General features: G+C 44.3%; 16 protein-coding genes and 2 pseudogenes. 12 read left to right on the top strand and 6 right to left on the bottom strand.

What is annotated here, in order from left to right:
• Positions 1-47 precede the first annotated feature (47 nt).
• Entirely contained in the window at positions 48-329 is a 282-nt protein-coding gene (locus KDW_RS32475) for a hypothetical protein (RefSeq protein ID WP_170296584.1), read from the bottom strand.
• Positions 242-814 (bottom strand): annotated as a pseudogene (locus KDW_RS36370) (alpha/beta hydrolase); the annotation flags it as partial. The pseudogene KDW_RS36370 and the gene KDW_RS32475, both read right to left, overlap by 88 nt.
• 1,026 nt (positions 815-1,840) lie before the next feature.
• On the opposite strand from KDW_RS36370, the gene KDW_RS31000 reads away from it, so the two are divergent.
• Complete coding sequence (locus tag KDW_RS31000; RefSeq protein ID WP_151759748.1) at positions 1,841-2,851, top strand: glycosyltransferase family 4 protein; 1,011 nt, start codon at positions 1,841-1,843, stop codon at positions 2,849-2,851.
• Positions 2,852-2,889: 38 nt separating this feature from the next.
• Positions 2,890-3,093 carry a hypothetical protein gene (locus KDW_RS30995; protein WP_162005788.1) on the top strand — a complete coding sequence of 68 codons (204 nt, stop codon included), beginning with the start codon at positions 2,890-2,892 and terminating at the stop codon, positions 3,091-3,093.
• 382 nt (positions 3,094-3,475) lie between these two features.
• Here the strand turns inward: KDW_RS30995 and KDW_RS30990 are convergent, their stop codons facing one another.
• Positions 3,476-4,333 carry a DUF72 domain-containing protein gene (locus KDW_RS30990; RefSeq protein WP_151759746.1) on the bottom strand — a complete coding sequence of 286 codons (858 nt, stop codon included), beginning with the start codon at positions 4,331-4,333 and terminating at the stop codon, positions 3,476-3,478.
• Positions 4,334-4,749: 416 nt separating this feature from the next.
• Here KDW_RS30990 and KDW_RS30985 point away from each other — a divergent pair, with 416 nt between their 5' ends.
• From KDW_RS30985 to KDW_RS30970, 5 genes are all read left to right on the top strand, one after another.
• A complete protein-coding gene (locus KDW_RS30985) occupies positions 4,750-5,016 on the top strand; it encodes a hypothetical protein (protein WP_151759745.1) in 267 nt (88 codons plus the stop codon).
• Positions 5,017-6,019: 1,003 nt separating this feature from the next.
• Positions 6,020-7,171, top strand: a complete 1,152-nt coding sequence (locus KDW_RS30980) for a sugar ABC transporter substrate-binding protein (RefSeq protein WP_233098051.1) — start codon at positions 6,020-6,022, stop codon at positions 7,169-7,171.
• Positions 7,172-7,600: 429 nt separating this feature from the next.
• Positions 7,601-8,413: an ATP-binding cassette domain-containing protein gene (locus KDW_RS30975; protein WP_151759744.1), complete on the top strand. Its 813-nt coding sequence runs from the start codon at positions 7,601-7,603 to the stop codon at positions 8,411-8,413.
• A complete protein-coding gene (locus KDW_RS32120; RefSeq protein WP_162005787.1) occupies positions 8,410-8,808 on the top strand; it encodes an ABC transporter permease family protein in 399 nt (132 codons plus the stop codon). Before KDW_RS30975 ends, KDW_RS32120 begins: the two co-directional genes overlap by 4 nt.
• Positions 8,805-9,668, top strand: a complete 864-nt coding sequence (locus tag KDW_RS30970; protein ID WP_162005786.1) for an ABC transporter permease subunit — start codon at positions 8,805-8,807, stop codon at positions 9,666-9,668. The genes KDW_RS32120 and KDW_RS30970 overlap by 4 nt, the downstream gene beginning before the upstream one ends.
• Positions 9,669-9,828: 160 nt before the next feature.
• Here KDW_RS30970 and KDW_RS30965 read toward each other — a convergent pair whose 3' ends face one another.
• Positions 9,829-10,341 (bottom strand): hypothetical protein, encoded by a 513-nt coding sequence (locus KDW_RS30965; RefSeq protein WP_151759742.1) that lies wholly within the window; start codon positions 10,339-10,341, stop codon positions 9,829-9,831.
• A gap of 278 nt (positions 10,342-10,619) precedes the next feature.
• Here KDW_RS30965 and KDW_RS30960 point away from each other — a divergent pair, with 278 nt between their 5' ends.
• From KDW_RS30960 to KDW_RS30945, 4 genes are all read left to right on the top strand, one after another.
• Positions 10,620-11,507, top strand: a complete 888-nt coding sequence (locus KDW_RS30960) for an alpha/beta fold hydrolase (RefSeq protein ID WP_162005785.1) — start codon at positions 10,620-10,622, stop codon at positions 11,505-11,507.
• 150 nt (positions 11,508-11,657) lie between these two features.
• Entirely contained in the window at positions 11,658-12,536 is an 879-nt protein-coding gene (locus KDW_RS30955; protein WP_151759740.1) for an alpha-amylase family glycosyl hydrolase, read from the top strand.
• Positions 12,533-13,252 carry an alpha-glucosidase C-terminal domain-containing protein gene (locus tag KDW_RS30950; protein WP_443092594.1) on the top strand — a complete coding sequence of 240 codons (720 nt, stop codon included), beginning with the start codon at positions 12,533-12,535 and terminating at the stop codon, positions 13,250-13,252. The genes KDW_RS30955 and KDW_RS30950 overlap by 4 nt, the downstream gene beginning before the upstream one ends.
• A 58-nt stretch (positions 13,253-13,310) precedes the next feature.
• Entirely contained in the window at positions 13,311-13,760 is a 450-nt protein-coding gene (locus KDW_RS30945; RefSeq protein ID WP_151759738.1) for a hypothetical protein, read from the top strand.
• 194 nt (positions 13,761-13,954) lie between these two features.
• Here KDW_RS30945 and KDW_RS30935 read toward each other — a convergent pair whose 3' ends face one another.
• Entirely contained in the window at positions 13,955-14,821 is an 867-nt protein-coding gene (locus tag KDW_RS30935; protein WP_151759736.1) for an SDR family oxidoreductase, read from the bottom strand.
• Between the two features lie 211 nt (positions 14,822-15,032).
• A pseudogene (locus KDW_RS36365) lies at positions 15,033-15,712 on the bottom strand (NADPH-dependent F420 reductase).
• 258 nt (positions 15,713-15,970) lie between these two features.
• Here KDW_RS36365 and KDW_RS30925 point away from each other — a divergent pair.
• Positions 15,971-16,135 carry a TetR/AcrR family transcriptional regulator gene (locus KDW_RS30925; protein ID WP_198925726.1) on the top strand — a complete coding sequence of 55 codons (165 nt, stop codon included), beginning with the start codon at positions 15,971-15,973 and terminating at the stop codon, positions 16,133-16,135.
• The last annotated feature ends 29 nt before the right edge of the window (positions 16,136-16,164 follow it).

Raw genomic sequence — 16,164 nt, 5'->3', positions numbered from 1 at the left:
CATAGTGCAGGGGGCAAAAATTCTTGCCCTCCTGCATTATAAGTAATTTATTCCTGGGATGTTTTGCGTAAAAAAATTTCAGCGGATGGATAGACAACGTTGATTTCGCTGATTTCCTGTGCGTGGTCAAGATGATCAAAAATACGCAGTGTAATGCCTTGCGCATCAATTTCCTCTTGCTTCTCCAATAGCGGTTTTGTGATACGTTGGTCATCTGATCCTGCATAGATATAAAGTGGACAACGTATCTGGTCGGGGGCACAATGGGCCAGTCCACGGTAGCTTGCCAGCAGGCGATCAATGCTGGAATAGTGCGTTGTTCTACCCACTGCATATCTTCATTATCAAAACCAAGTTGTTTAAGTGTGCCTTCTTGTTGTGCTTTATACATGATACGCAGTTCTGAAGTAATCTGATTGATACGTTCCTCAAAATAAATACGGCCAAAAAAACTACCAGCAACGACTGCTCCCATCACACGAGATGAGCGTGAGGACAGCAATAAAGCTAGTGTTCCGCCAAAAGAGTGCCCCCACACGAGAAATTTCTCGGCATCGCATGCATCAGCTACAGCACAAATATCTGCAAGCATCTGTTCAACATGATATGACCTGGGATCAAGAGGGCGATCACTCTCTCCAATACCTCGGCGATCCATAGTCACGACACGGAAATGGTGACGTAGACGTTCAACATATCCAGTTTCATGCCAGATCTTACGCATCTCGTCAAAACCCTGGAGCAGCAGCAGCAGTGGCCCTTCTCCCTGCACATCATATGCAATTTTTGTGCCATCAGTTGAAGTAAGAAACATCCATTCCTCTGTTCTTGTCAAATAGTATTAAATATGTATCTATGTTATGCCAAACTTCTTGGTAGAAATTTTGTCGAAATTGTTTTTACTACTTCATTTCTTTTAAACCAAAAAGCAAGGCATTTCTTTATTATAGATGATTTTATCATCTATCTATAGTGTACCATTTTTAGCATTCAATCATATGATTTTAATAAGTAACTGGTAAATTAGCCCGTCCGTGTTCCACCTGTGAAGTATATATAGTTATTAATAGGTGATAAAAGCCTTTTAAAGATTATTATATTTATTATTATATTTGTAGAGTGTTGATGGACTGGTAATTTTTTTGCTTTACTTTATTCTTCTATATATTTCATATTCTCCTGGAAAAAATGGTATTTATAGGGTATACTATAAATAGGTAATGGATATATTATTGCATTACCAGAAAAAGGAGCATCCATTCGTTCCAGTATAGAGTGAAAACGTTATGGAACGTATTATTTTTCCTCCTTCACACGATTGCTATTTGAAATGCAGATCGTTCATATGCATTCTTGATATTCATTAAAACCTCACATTGAGCGCATAAATTGAGATTTTATGTGGCCGGACATAGCGGGGTAGTGTCTGCTGTATGTCCTCTGAGTGATTATGTAGAGCAATATTGCCGCTAAAGTTCTTATAGTAAGAGCCTTTTTTTTCTAGCTTCAGGCATGTTCTTTTGATATGTATTTATGTGCCAGATTGCGGCATTGTTTTTTTGAGATTAACCATGGTAATACATAGACTGTTTATCTTGCTGCTTTAACTCCTGTCATAAATTTGTTGTAGATAAACGGCATTTGTGCTGTAATTCATCAAACGTATGATGTGGTTCTAGTTAAGAACTAATGGAAAAGGTGCGCTTTTAATAGCCCTGTGTTTTATTGTATGTAACTTTTTTTTGTTGGTAATCGTGTAACTATTGGGTGTAAAGAGCCCAAATAGATTGTAGAGCAACTTTGTAGCCTGACATATATAAGCTAAAGTAAAGGGTCCAGAATGAAAATAGCACATATTGCTCCGCCTTGGATCGCCATTCCTCCAAAAAATTATGGTGGTACCGAGAACGTCATATATAATATAGTTGAAGAGCAAGTTGCTCAAGGTCACGATGTTACTCTATTTGCACCCGGAGATGCTAAGACTTCAGCCCGTCTCGTGTCCTTTTTTCCTCGTTCTTTGATTGATGCAGGAGTGCCATGGCAAGCTCATCTCAAATCGTACTATCACACATATAAGTCGATTGAGTATATTAAAGAGCACCATTTTGATATTGTGCATTCTCATCTCTCTTCCAGTGCTGATATGTATACCTTTCCTCTATCACTGCAGTTAGGGACCCCACATGTGGCGACGCTCCATAGTCGTTTCCCATTCGATCGTGTTCAGGAGTGGTCAGGAGACGCTGATGATTTCTTTTTAGAATGGATTAAACAGACACCTCTGATTGCAATTAGTGAGAATGCACGGGCTGAGGTGAAGCTGCCGGTTAATATTATTGGTGTTGTTCCCCATGGTTTACCAATGCAACAGTTTAAGCCAACGGTAAATCAAGCAGAGGATTTTTTGGTCTGGCTAGGTCGATTTGTACCAGAAAAGGGAGCTCATCATGCGATCAGCATCGCCAAAGCGACAGGCATGCGCCTGGTGCTCGCTGGTACCATTGATCGTCATATTGCGTCATCGGTTGATTACTTCGAGCGAGCTATCAAACCACAGCTTGATGATAGACAGATCAAATACATTGGCCCTGTCAACACCAGAGAAAAAATTGATTTACTGAGTCGTGCCCGTGTCTTTTTGAATCCCATTGAATGGGAAGAGCCATTCGGAATGGTCATGATTGAGGCTATGGCTGTTGGTTGTCCAGTAATTTCATTTGCACGAGGAGCCGCCCCTGAAGTTGTTGCTCATGGGAAGAGTGGATATCTAGTGAAAGATATCAAAGAAATGAAATGGGCTATGTCCCAACTAGATAAAATCGACCGTAAGCAAGTACGGCCCATGTAGAAGAGAAATTTTCTGCTCGCGTAATGGTTGAAAAATATGTGAGTTTTTATCAGCAGGTTCGTGGTACTCAATTGTTGAAGACAGCATCGCTAAAGCGTTCAGTTGCAGATAGTATTGCGAAAATGCCAAGGATGGTGCCTACAGGGCCTTTGCAGCAATTGCCTGATCCATTAGCGGATAAATATCCTGTTTCTCTCATCTCGCAGCAGGCGCTAGAAGCGGATCCAGATATTATGCTTTAGTCGCCTATCATCTCAACATGCGTTACTGGCTTCAATTTTATCCACGCTGTATTCCAGATGCATGTTTATCGCAAATTTATGCACTTGCCATGAAGAGTAGGATGCGAGGAAGTACTTCATCGTGTTATTGGTGATAGGTGCTTCCCGGAAGACATTGCCATTTCCACTCGCGCTCCGGGAAGCCATTCCACTCACCCTATTAGTGAAACGCTATAGCTAATCTCTCAGGAAGGTAGGAGCGAAAATTCTGCTGGCTAATGGATCCCACCAACTGCTTGGCAAAGGAAATAGTGCTACTTTTATCATATACTTTTCCTGCTGGTTGTTTGAATTTAGTATAGATATGTAGCTCAATTTCATTCCTCTGGTTGCTTGTGGCGCGTTAGAACAGCGTCATTTGTTCTGGTCCCGGGCTTTGGTCGCCTGGTTGCCATGATAATGCAGGTAAAGAAACAATTTTTCGGACACGTTGATAGAGTTCGTAACAAATCTCCGGGGAATGTTTTTCATAAGGGCAATGACAGAAGGCATAGATAGTTAAACCTTGTTTATACCAGGTGGTAAGTTGCTGTGCCCATTGATCGAGAAATGGTGCGTTGACCTCCATGGTGGGATGGCCGATGTAGCGCACAAAGGCAAAATCGGTGGTGGTGGTGATATGAACGGGGAGATGTGGCTTGCGTTCGCGGGCCTGTAACTCCTTCTGTTCCTTTGGCGTGCCGGTGCGGATTGGGCGTGTATCCATGATGACGCGTGCTGCCTGGTGAGTTTTTAGCAGTTCATCCAGGATGCTGGCCTGGGGTTCTTGATAAAAGTCGGGATGGCGTACTTCGACTGCCAGCTGTACTTCTGTGGGCCAGTAATCCAGGAAGGCCTGTAACTGATCAAGCTGGTTTGGTCCAAAGGTAGGAGGCAACTGCAGGAAGATGGGTCCCAGGCGTTCGCCAAAGCCCTGCATGCGTTCGATAAAGGTCAGTGTCTCTTTCTTCTGCTGTGAGAGCAGCCCTTCATGGCTGATACTGCGCAATACCTTTGGGCAGAAGCGGAAGCTGCTCGGCGTCTCCTGTGCCCAGCGCGCCACAGTCTCGGCTGAGGGAAGAGCGTAGAAAACTGTGTTGCCTTCAACCGTCGTCAATTTTTGACTATAGAGACGTAAAAAATCATTGGCAGGTGTACGGGTAGGGAAGAACTCTCCCAGCCATTCTTTATATCCCCACATTGGACAGCCTATATAAAACATTTATTGTACTCCTTTAAAGATAGAATTGTATGATTAAATTTTGATAAAAGGAACGTCAAACATATTGTTGTTCTATCCTTTACCTATCAGGTATAACGTATTTAATGAATGACGTAAAAATACCTGTTAATGACAACACTCCTGATCATTACTGTTGTGCCAGAAGAAGGTGTCAATAGTGCATAGCTTTTTAAGTACTTACACCATGTTTACGCCCTACGATCCCTGATAGATCTTTCAATGTCCTATCATCGTGTTACATATACCGTTTGAATACAGAAAATTATTGGAGGATATGTCTATTCTGGTTGTGTAGGTAGGCAGACGGTGTACCGTACAAGGAAAAACTATTATATGTAGCGGTAGAAAGAAAAAGCAAGACCTATTCTCTAATGGAGGTGTACATGGAGGTTTTGATGGAAACTCGACTGCTAGGATTTGAGCATGCTGAGACAGTAAAAGATGTTGCCAACTGGGCAAACGGGATTATAGGGAAAGAAGTGCCTGGAGAGCCTGGTTATACAGTTGTTAAAGTTATTCAATTTCAACTCGTGCAGCTCTCAAATGGTTATGACGTTTTGGTGTTGGTGGAGGTAAAGGAAGAGCTTGAACCATTAAATCTAAGAGAGGCTGATGTAGAGGCGATTGTGAATATAACATCAGCGGTTGATGAGCGCATTTAAGACACACACACAACATAATAATTACGATTCAGCGGCATAGAGTGTCTCATATATAAATCACTTTATGCCGCTGAATCGTAGTATTTACAATATTTTTCAAGATTGAATCGAGTTATTTTATCAGATTATTATGAATAGGGAGATGAGGGGTAATCAGATAACTTACTGGTGATCGTCTGGACGATATACCGCTAATGCAAGCTTAATAATAATGTGATGCAAAAATTCTGTTCCTATATTAAAGAACACTTTGTTTTGTTGGTTGGAATAAAGCTGTGTGTGATAAAGGAATACATGTTTAAGGTTGCGGCTTTCGTTTTTATTGAGATTGTTGTAAGTTTTTTTTATAAAGTGAAAGTTGCTATTTTGGTTTATTGACAAACTATAATTGCTGTGATACATTTTCTCTGTTGGATATATCGTCCAGATTATCAGAAGCAGAGTTGCTTATTGATAGGTTTTTGTGACTTCTTCAAATGATGAGTAACTAAAACATAAGTATTTTTAAGGAACAGTTTCGTGGAATAGTTGTAAGTGTGTAATCCTGGTTTACTCTCAAAGTGACTTACATCCTTAAATGAAAGGCCATCAGTGTCGATAGCATTGACATATTGTGGATGTCAGTAAACCTCAATAGCTAACTCGGAATTGCACTTTTACATTGCAGAAAATCTGAGGACGTTATCGTCTAATGGTAGTATATAATACTTCCTCCAATATGGTAGCTAACTAACTTCACTGATGCTTATTTTATTGCGATAATTTCATTGTGCAATGTAGCAAGCTAGCGTGGATGTTATTTGCTATTAGTAGAAGAGATACTACCCTCAATTTTTATACGAAATTATAGTTTTTCATCAAAGCTATACCTGTCCCTTAATCATCCTATGCAAAGAAGCGTCATCGGCCGAGGGGGTTATGAAAGCGTTCATTTGAAATTCACCTGTGTATTGCTTTTTTTGAAGAAAAAGCAATGGTGTCTTTTAAGAAGGAAGGTTTCAAGATGAAACTCTCAAAGGGTCAACGCGGCAAATGGAGCCTGATGGCAGGTATCCTTTTATTTACACTCCTCTTATCCGCTTGTGGTAGTAGCAATACTGGTTCTACAAGCACATCCACTCCAACAGCAAGTGGTCCTGATGGCAAAGGCTGTAAAAAAATCGGCGTTTCTTTCCCGGAGACAAATACCTCATATCGTTGGGATAACCAGGACAAACCACTCCTCATCAGCTCATTGAAAAGTGCCTTGTCCATTGGTGATGACGGTATTATTTATAACAACGCAAACGGAAGTGCAGCCACCCAGCAGACTCAGGCAGAGTCCATGTTAACGCAGGGTGCTTGTATTCTCGTCGTTGCTCCAGCAGATAGCAAAGTAGCAGCAGCGATTGTTGACAAAGCCAAAGCAAAGCATGTGCCAGTCGTTTCCTATGATCGCCTGATCAATAACAAAGACGTTACTGCATATGTTTCGTTCCAGGGTCAGGACGTCGGTAAGTTGCAGGGTGATTACATTGCCAAGCACTACCAGGATTATACTAAGAAGAACGGCACCACCAATACCGTCATCATCAACGGTTCCCAGACAGACAACAACGCCATCCTCTTCAAAGAAGGTCTGCACACCTCCCTCGATCCACTGTTCAAAAATAACACATTGAAAAATGTGTACGAGCAGTTCACCGACTGGACCGGTCCAGTGGCTCAGAAAGACATGGAAGCTGCACTTTCCCGCACAGGAAACAAAGTAGCTGTTGCCTATGTCGCCAACGACAACATGGCTGAGTCCGTCATTGCTGCACTCAAAACCGTAAACCTGGACAAAAAAGTATTGGTCACTGGTCAGGATGCTGCCCAGGTTGCTATCACCAATATCCTCAATGGCGAGCAAGCCATGACTGTCTACAAACCTTACGGTAAAGAAGCTGAGTCAGCCGCAAAAATCGTTGCAGCCATCAGCAAAGGTGATGACGTCAAAACGCTTGCAACCTCCAACGTAACTGAGACAGTAAGCAACACGCAGATTCCATCACTTCTGGAAGAGCCAATTGCAGTTGATATCAGCAACGTGAAAGACACCATTATTAAAGACAACTTCTACACCAAAGATCAGGTTTGTAAAGGTGTAGCAGCTGGTGCTGGTGGTGTCTGCTAAATAGCGGTTGTAGTTTGTAGGTAGAGGTCACAAAATTCTGACTGCTGCGTAAATTTTTTATAATGTATGATAAGCAATAAGATACTTGTAACCTCCTAATCTGCAGAACACTATCTCGGACCTATGAATGAGCCCTGGTGCAGTGTTCACAAACCTGTACCAGGGTTTGTTTATTCTCAGTGATGAAGCTAGCACTTTGTCAAACTTCGTGTGATGGGTTGTGCGCCCGCGTAGCGGGCGGGATGGGGAGAAGCGGGGGCACAGCCCCCGATCCCCCAGTCAAGGGCTCGCCCCTTGCATCCCCGCCTCCCCAGCATATGATGTCTGACAGACTACTAGTAGCAACAACAAAATCACTTAGTAACGTCTGAAAACGTGAAATGTTCTAATGGAAGAATGTCCTCTTTTTTCTACTATTGAGAGGTGTACATGGCTGATAATCAACAACTGCCTGAGAGTCAGAGAGAGCCCTTGCTCCGTATGACAGGCATCGGAAAGACCTTTGGCGCTGTGAGAGCGCTTTCAGGCGTAGACTTTGAAGTCTATCCAGGTGAAGTTGTGGGGCTGGTGGGAGACAATGGAGCGGGAAAATCCACCTTAGTGAAAACTATTTCTGGTGTAGGCCCGGCGGACGAAGGAGAATGTTTCTTTGAAGGCCAGCCTGTCGTGATCAATAGTCCACAGGCAGCAACGAAACTGGGAATTGAAACCGTCTATCAAGATCTAGCTTTGTGTGACAACCTGGATGTGACATCCAACCTTTTTCTCGGACACGAGCTCAAGACTGCGTATGGTACGTTGAATTCTACAGAAATGGAAAAGCGTGCTCTGGCTGTATTGAAAACCCTGGATGTCAAGCTTCCTTCAGCACGTGCCCTGGTTGCAGCCCTTTCGGGTGGTCAGCGCCAATCCATTGCGGTAGCAAAAACGATTTTGCGACAAGCAAAAGTTGTGATGCTAGATGAGCCTACGGCAGCCCTGGGTGTAGCCCAGACGCGTCAGGTATTGAACTTGATCAAACGCTTGAAAGAGCAAGGGTTAGCTGTTGTGGTAATCTCACATAATATGGTTGACGTATTTGAGGTAGCTGATCGTGTGATCGTGATGCGCCTGGGTAAAAGAGTCGCAACCTTTGATGCTAAAAATGCCACATCTGGACAAGTAGTAGCAGCCATGACTGGCGCTGACTATAGTTCAGTGAATGGAGAAAAGACCAGCGTTATTGGAGGAAATGGAAAATGAGTGACATCATAGAGAAACATGGAGCTGATGCCAGCGCTGAAGAAGTGCAGCTTGCAGCCAGTTCCGTGGAAATACCTAGCTACCAGCCCAGGCAGACATTCAGACAAATGTTACGCAACGATCTTGGTTTTCTGCCTGTATTATTAACCCTGATCTTAATTATTGCCTTTTTCCAGATTCTCAATCCAATCTTTTTGCAAGGTGAAAATTTCACCAATATCTTATTACAAAGTGCATCGCTTGGTATTTACAGTTCTGGTATTGTGCTTGTGTTGTTGTTAGGGGAGATCGACCTCTCAGTTGCAGCTGTTGGTACCTTGTGTGCGGTTATTATGGCCGTATTGACAGAGCGACATGGTTGGGCCATTGCCCGGCAATCCTGGTTGCTCTTGTGACAGGTGCATTTGCAGGCTTATTGAACGGTCTCTTTGTCGCTGTCTTACGCATTCCATCTTTCATTGTGACGCTAGCCTTTTTTATTATATATTCAGGTCTCTTACTTTTCCTTTTAGGATCACAGACGACACAGAGTGTTGGAGACCCATTTATTTTAGCGCTGGCAGGTACCCGTGTAAGTTACTTTACTGATGCTTTTGGCGTAGGCTTACCGACATTAGCTGTACTGGCTTATGTTGGCAGTCTTGTGGCTGAGTACTTTGCACGCAAAAAAGCTGGACTGCGTACAATGTCTTTAACGCGATTGATCATCCAATCAGTTGTTGCAATTGTTGTTGTTGAAGCAGTGGTGGCTGTCCTGCAAAACTACCAGGGCGTCCCATATTCTATGGGTATTCTCTTCGGCCTTATTCTGCTGCTATGGGTAGTTTTGACGAGAACCTCCTTTGGACGGCACATTTATTCTGTTGGTGGTAATGCTGAAGCTTCACGCCGCGCTGGTATCAACGTGGTTTGGATCCGTATTGCAGTTTTTGTTTTATGTTCACTGATAGCTGCTCTGGCTGCTATTGTTGATACATCGCGCCAGAATGCTGTAGCCAGCGCGATTCCATCCATGTTGCAGTTAAATATCATTGGTGCAGCCGTTATTGGTGGTGTGAGCCTCTTTGGTGGCCGTGGCTCTATCTGGGCCGTAGTGTTAGGCATATTCATTGTGCAATGTTTGGATAATGGTTTGTCACTCTTAAACCAGACATCTGATGTGCAGCAGATGGTAGAAGGCCTGGTTCTCATCCTGGCTGTAACATCGGATGCATTAATCCGTCGCGCGCAGACCCGTAGCCGAAGCGGTCGTTGACGATCGTCCCATTGTATATGTGATGCTACACAATTCTTAAGAAAGCACTTTGCGAAAGTAAAGTGCTTTCTTAACATCCCCGCGAAGAGAAGTAGGTCAAATCATCCATCCCCTATGTTATGTCTCTTACTGTATGAATAATTCGCTGTACCAGCTTCCACTATGCGCCACAGAGACCTGTAGAGGCATGAAGATTACATAGTATGTGAGGATTATTTGATGAATCTTCAGTAAATTGTGCTGTCTGATTATTATTTATAGTTAACCGAACTATAGAGTTTTTGTGGTCAACTGTACTGTTTATGATCGTCCCATAGGCGTTACTCCCCTCGGTACGCGTAAAAACAATCTCCATATGTATTCCTGAGATAATCAAGTTTCCTTGCATAAGATCGCATGGTTTAGGGACATCAGGTCCACACCAGTTATACACTCGAGCGTCATAGGTGGCCTGGCCATTGGAATGCAGCACAAGGGCTGATCCATGGCTATACCAGGTACCTACAAATGCTTGTAACTGAGGATTGGGATTATACACGGTTTGTATGGTGTATGGTATGGGGTCAGAATGAAGCATTTGTCTGGTTGTCTGACTGCTCACAAAAAAGAGCGAAAAAAATAATGAGGTCATACATAAAGCCGCGATATGCGAGGGAAGGGAATGATATTTCATACTCTGTACCTGTGCTTATTGCTGAAGCCAACGGTTTACAATTACCACATTGCGAATGAACATTTTACAGTGATCGTACCCCTTCATAAGAATAGTATACGTTCGTCACCTCTGTTCTGCAAGGCATAAAATCCGTTTTGGATCGTAGCATTTGAACAATTTTTTGCTCCATAAGAGAATTTATATGTAAGTATTCGTTGAGCTCCTTTGCATGTTATACTATTCAGGGTTGTGTTTATTTAATGGTGATAAGCAAGAATGCAAAGGGGCAAAAACGTATGAAGCGTTATAATACGGAAAATCCCGGTGTATGGGGCGATATCAGTAAAAGCGAGCAAGGAACATATCAAGAAGAATATGTTACTCTTCCAGACGACTGTAAGCTTTTTTTACGCTCATGGAGACGCGAAAGTGGGGATGTGCTCTTAATCCTGCATGGCTTAGGAGGGCATGGTGGATGGTATGTGGATATGGCCAATGAATTATTTTTGCGAGGCCTCAACGTTTACACGGTGGATCATCGGGGGTTTGGAAATTCCCATGGAGATCCAGGGCATATTGACATTTATCAACAATATGTGCGTGACATTGCTCAGATTATAGATGAAATACAGAAGCGCCATCCAGACGCACATGTCTATCTACTAGGTCACAGTATGGGAGGTATTTTTGCAACCCATGTTACTGCGGACTATGGATCACTCCTGCGTGGCGTCATCTTTTTGAATCCCTGGATCCAGGATACCAGTCGGCTACCTTTGAAAACAACATTTTCTATTTTAGTGGGAGGATTGTTCAAATCCCGACGCTTATGGCGTGTTGGTGGCGGGCATGAGGGGATGACGATGAACAAAGATGCAGCGCATATGTTGGATGAAGATCCATACTGGGTGAGGGATCTCAGTGCTACATTTCTCGTGCAAATTCTACGCATGCGGTTAGCTACCATTAAGAAAGCCAGGCAAGTGAGCATTCCTGCGCTAGTCGTGCAAGCTGAAGGCGACAAAGTAGTTGTCCCGGCAGCGACCAGAAAGTTCTATGAAGCTTTAAAAAGTGCGGATAAAGAATGGAAAACCTATCCAAACTGGTACCATGATACCGAGTTCGAAGATGATCGCTCCGCGCTAGATGATGATATTGTAAAATGGATAGAAGCACATCGATAATATGTCACGCTTCGATCCAGGACATTATGCATGGAAGCGACGTACCAATGCATTGTATCACGCTATACATATATGTTGAATTTCAGATTATTTAATACGCTATGTGCATGATTACAATGCAAAAATTATACATGATAAGAGGAACCTTCAATGATAAATGCATATTCATGGTGGCAGTCAGGGGTTGTATACCAGATATATCCTCGTAGTTTCATGGATAGCAATGGGGATGGAATTGGCGATCTGGCGGGTATTCACCAGCGGCTCGACTATCTCCAATGGTTGGGCGTTGATGCCATCTGGCTATCCCCAATCTATCCATCGCCAATGGCCGACTTTGGCTATGATATAGCTGATTATACTAATATTGATCCTTTGTTTGGAACCTTACAAGATTTTGAGGTATTGTTACGCGAAACGCACAAGCGTAACATGAAGATGATTTTAGATTTTGTGCCCAATCATACATCCGATGAGCATGCCTGGTTTGTCGAATCGCGAGCCAGCCGTGAAAACGAAAAGCGAGATTGGTATATCTGGAAAGATCCTGCTGAGGATGGTGGACCACCGAATAACTGGACAAGTTTTTTTGGTGGCTCTGCCTGGGAATTCGATAATGCTTCTGGACAATACTATCTGCATATGTTTGACGTCAAGCAGCCTGACCTGAACTGGCGGAATCCTCGTGTGCGGCAGGCGATGTATGATGTGATGCGTTTCTGGCTTGAGCGTGGTGTGGATGGTTTTCGTGTAGATGTGATCTGGATGATGATGAAAGATGGGCAATTCAGGGATAATCCAAATCGACCTGAATGGAAGCCCGGAGATCCCCCTTACGCCAGACAAGAAGGAATATACACTGAAAATCAACCAGAAGTGCATGAGATCATTAGAGAAATGCGATCGCTCATTGATACGTATGGTGAGCGCGTATTTATTGGCGAAATTTATCTTCCAGTGCCTCTATTGATGAACTACTATGGAGAAACACTCGATGAAGTACATCTCCCTTCAATTTCCAATTTATAGAGCTTTCATCCTGGAATGCGCAGACCATTCGTGCGTGTGTTGATGGATATGAAAATGCATTACCAGAAGGGGCATGGCCAAACTGGGTGCTAGGAAATCATGATCGCTCACGTATTGCCACGCGTATCGGGAGAAAGCAATCGCGAGTGGCGCAACTACTTCTGCTGACTCTCCGTGGTACGCCCACTTGTTATTACGGTGACGAGTTAGGTATGCAAGATGTACATGTTCCGCTGGAAATGATGCATGATCCTCAGGGAAAAGATAATCCTTTACATAGCCGTGACCCACAACGTTCGCCGATGCAGTGGAATAACGAAGATTCAGCAGGTTTTTGTGCTCCTGGAGTTGTCCCGTGGCTTCCATTAGCTGAAGATTATCAGCAGTGTAATGTTGAAGTTGAGCAAAAGGAAGAACACTCACATTTGCTGGCTGTGCGTACCTTGCTTTCCTTGCGTCGTAGTATTCCTGCACTTAACATTGGAACATATGAATCTATCGAATTAAATTCAAAAGAATGTTTTGGATATGTACGTGAGCATGAAGGGAAGCGCTATCTTATAGTACTGAATTTCTCAGATCAAGAGCAATCACTGTCACTACCTTTTAAGGAAGGGGTGGTTGTGTTTTCAACTCACCTGAATCATACTGGTTCAATCGAACTTGCTGATTTTGTTTTACCAGGCAATGAAGGCTATGTGTTTGAGATTGTTTAGGTAGCGCAATCCCGAAAAAGTGTATTAGTCTGAACCGAAGCCTATGGAGGAGGAAACTATGGCCAGAGATCAACTTCTACAGGAATTCGCAAATGCATCTGAACACCTCATCGCAACTGTTACTGAAGCAGCACAATGTGGTGTTACCAGCAATGGAGAAACGTGGGGGTTACGTGAGGTTATGGCACATCTGGCAGGTTGGGAGGTGATGGCCAGCGTGCGTATTCCTCATATTCTTGCTGGCATGGCACCTCTTGAGGAGGTTAGCCCTGAGCGCCAGGAGGTGATGAATGATGCGGTCAACGCTACCATTATCACGATGGCTGGCGATCAATCGCTGGATACGATCTGTGGGATCTTTCGCCAGGTATATCAGCGTAATCTCGCGTTGCTCAGAACGGTGGACGAAAAGCACTTTCAACCAGGTGAATACCTGTACGAGCGCACGAAATCAGTGATTGAGCATTATCAAGAACATCTCCAAGAACTCGGGTTATCTGCCAGCTAAAAAATGACTTTGCCCCTTATCTGGCTACGTTTGCTAATTTTACAGTTGTGGGCAGTACGGCAACCCCTATCAGGTGATGGCAGCCAGAATCTGGCGCAGTTCTCTAATGTGAGCAATGCCAATATGGAATCACCAGTGGTATCCATATTGTGGAGAATCTACGCTAAGACCTGGTTGCCCGGGACGCCAGGAGATTATGCGCGGAACCTTGCCTGGTAATCTATCACGAACTGCTCAAAAGAAATCGGCTGTTTGTGGGTTACTTCTGCTACCGTGTTTGTCACGATTGCGGCCTGACCAGCAGCGAATACTCCCATGAGGCCAAGCAAATCATCGGCAAGCCATTCCGGCATACCGGATGCTACCATCGCCTGGCGAGCGGCTTCAGGTGGTACATTGACATAGGTTACGGGTTTTCCGAGAACCTTAGAGAACTTCTCTGCAAGGTCACTGTAGGAGAGTGCCTCAGGGCCGGTAATGACATAGATCTGGTTTTCGTGTCCGCTTTCCGTTAGCGCGGCCACTGCAACCGCAGCAATATCACGCGCATCAACTATTCCAATCTTGCCATCACGCATGGGAGCGTAGAAAACCGCATTGGGAACAATGGTTGATGCATTCGCCAGCAAGTTTTGCATGAATGAGTGCGGTTGCAGAACCGTGTAGGCGATGCCAGATTCGCTTAATTCCTGCTGGATCTGCGCATGCTGCCGAGCAATGCCGAGAGGCGAATCGGGACTCACACCCAGCGCTGAGATCTTCACGATGTGGGTTATCCCTGCTCGTTTGGCGCTTTGGATAACATTGCTTTCCCATGCAACCTTCTGAAGATCACTCGGCGAGTTCAAAAAGACTTTTGTGATTCCGTGCATCGCAGCTTCGATGGTCTCTGGTTTTCCTAAATCCCCGATGACGGCCTCAACTCCAGGGCCTGCAATGGACGCAGCCTTTTCTGGAGAATGGACGAGCGCTCGGACGGGAATCCCGAGGGTAGTTAATTGCTTGATAACTTCTTTGCCGATGGTGCCAGTGGCACCAATCACGAGAATGGACATTGCCATGATATTTATATCCTTTTATATTATGTGGTTTTGCAGTAATTATAGAGATTACTGTTTTTGTGTAGTAAATAGTGATCAAAGATCTCGATCTATTTGCTGAGGATAGCATGCTTTATGCACGTGTTCTGCTCAGCTATTCAACCAGCACAGAATTCTTGCGAGGGCGGGGTGCTGGGAATGGATAACAAGCCCGGCACCCACCTGCAGAATTCTATTGGACAATTTTAAAATTGAACATGGGGGTCTGTAGCGTTCCCCAGAGCCGCAGCCAGACTGGCAGGAGCATTTCGGTGCCACGAGCAGCGGTGATATCTCCCATATCCAGGATATTTTTCCAACCAAAACTGGTGAGTAGTTCGTTAACCTGCGCTTTGGCCTGTGTATCGTTACCACACACGAAGACGTGATGATCGCCGTCCGCTACCTGGCGTGGGTCTACCATAACCAGCGTATTCATGGTATTGAGTGTTTTGATGACTTTCGCCTGTGGGAAGGTCCGTTGGATTTGTTCTCCCAGCGAGTCGGTATTTACTACTGAGAGCGAAGGGGAAGGCCGCGAGAGAAATCCAGCGGGTTGGCGACATCAATTAGAATCTTGCCGTTGAATGCAGCGTTACCCGCCAGCTTGAGTGCCTCCAGCGAGGAGCCACCAGAGGTAGCGTTGAGCACGATTTCGCCAAACGCTGCCGCCTGTGCGAACGTGCCCAGTTGGATTTGTGTATGCTGCTGCTGCCAGGTACTGAAAGATGGATTGCCATACCCATCTAGCTCAGTGCGGGCCAGGGTAGTAGCAACATCACGTGTGCCAACCATTACCTCATGGTTCAATTCGGCCAGTTTGGCCGCCAGGGTTCTTCCTACAATTCCTGTTCCAATTACTCCAAATTTCATTGCTCTTCTGCCTTTCTCTCGAAACAACTCTGAATGTATTTCACGATCAAGAAGAGAAAAATCTTCCTGATCCTCGCTGGTTAGTATCAACGACGTTACTCTGCCCACCGTACTGATAGTGAATAGGCAAAACGGCGTTTACTCTGGACGCTTGCTTTTAGGTGTCTTATAGAACATGATAGAGACAGTTCTGTCTCTTATTTGTTGGTAAGTATACAGAACTGTCTCTATCATGTCAAGAGGGACGAAGGAAAGGTCATGAAAACTGGTTCGACTCGTTCCGCACGGCAGCAGATTCTGGATACCGCTGCGGATCTGTTTTTCCGCGAGGGTTATCGCGCCATAGGTGTTGATACTATCATCGAGAGCTCTGGGGTTGCGAAAATGAGTCTCTATCGGCATTTTTCGAGGAAAATGCCTTAATTGTGGCGTACTTAGAGCGCTCGAATGAA

It is taken from the genome of Dictyobacter vulcani, assembly GCF_008974265.1.
In the GTDB taxonomy this organism is placed as follows: domain Bacteria; phylum Chloroflexota; class Ktedonobacteria; order Ktedonobacterales; family Ktedonobacteraceae; genus Dictyobacter; species Dictyobacter vulcani.
This window is presented reverse-complemented; position numbering and strand designations above follow the sequence as displayed.

Bases quoted from the DNA above. Each gene is read 5' to 3' on its own strand.
- KDW_RS31000 (WP_151759748.1), top strand. From the start codon at position 1,841: ATGAAAATAGCACATATTGCTCCGCCTTGGATCGCCATTCCTCCAAAA.
- KDW_RS30990 (WP_151759746.1), bottom strand. From the start codon at position 4,333: ATGTTTTATATAGGCTGTCCAATGTGGGGATATAAAGAATGGCTGGGA.
- KDW_RS30985 (WP_151759745.1), top strand. From the start codon at position 4,750: ATGGAAACTCGACTGCTAGGATTTGAGCATGCTGAGACAGTAAAAGAT.
- KDW_RS30980 (WP_233098051.1), top strand. From the start codon at position 6,020: ATGAAACTCTCAAAGGGTCAACGCGGCAAATGGAGCCTGATGGCAGGT.
- KDW_RS30975 (WP_151759744.1), top strand. From the start codon at position 7,601: ATGGCTGATAATCAACAACTGCCTGAGAGTCAGAGAGAGCCCTTGCTC.
- KDW_RS32120 (WP_162005787.1), top strand. From the start codon at position 8,410: ATGAGTGACATCATAGAGAAACATGGAGCTGATGCCAGCGCTGAAGAA.
- KDW_RS30965 (WP_151759742.1), bottom strand. From the start codon at position 10,341: ATGAAATATCATTCCCTTCCCTCGCATATCGCGGCTTTATGTATGACC.
- KDW_RS30960 (WP_162005785.1), top strand. From the start codon at position 10,620: ATGAAGCGTTATAATACGGAAAATCCCGGTGTATGGGGCGATATCAGT.
- KDW_RS30955 (WP_151759740.1), top strand. From the start codon at position 11,658: ATGATAAATGCATATTCATGGTGGCAGTCAGGGGTTGTATACCAGATA.
- KDW_RS30945 (WP_151759738.1), top strand. From the start codon at position 13,311: ATGGCCAGAGATCAACTTCTACAGGAATTCGCAAATGCATCTGAACAC.
- KDW_RS30935 (WP_151759736.1), bottom strand. From the start codon at position 14,821: ATGGCAATGTCCATTCTCGTGATTGGTGCCACTGGCACCATCGGCAAA.
- KDW_RS30925 (WP_198925726.1), top strand. From the start codon at position 15,971: ATGAAAACTGGTTCGACTCGTTCCGCACGGCAGCAGATTCTGGATACC.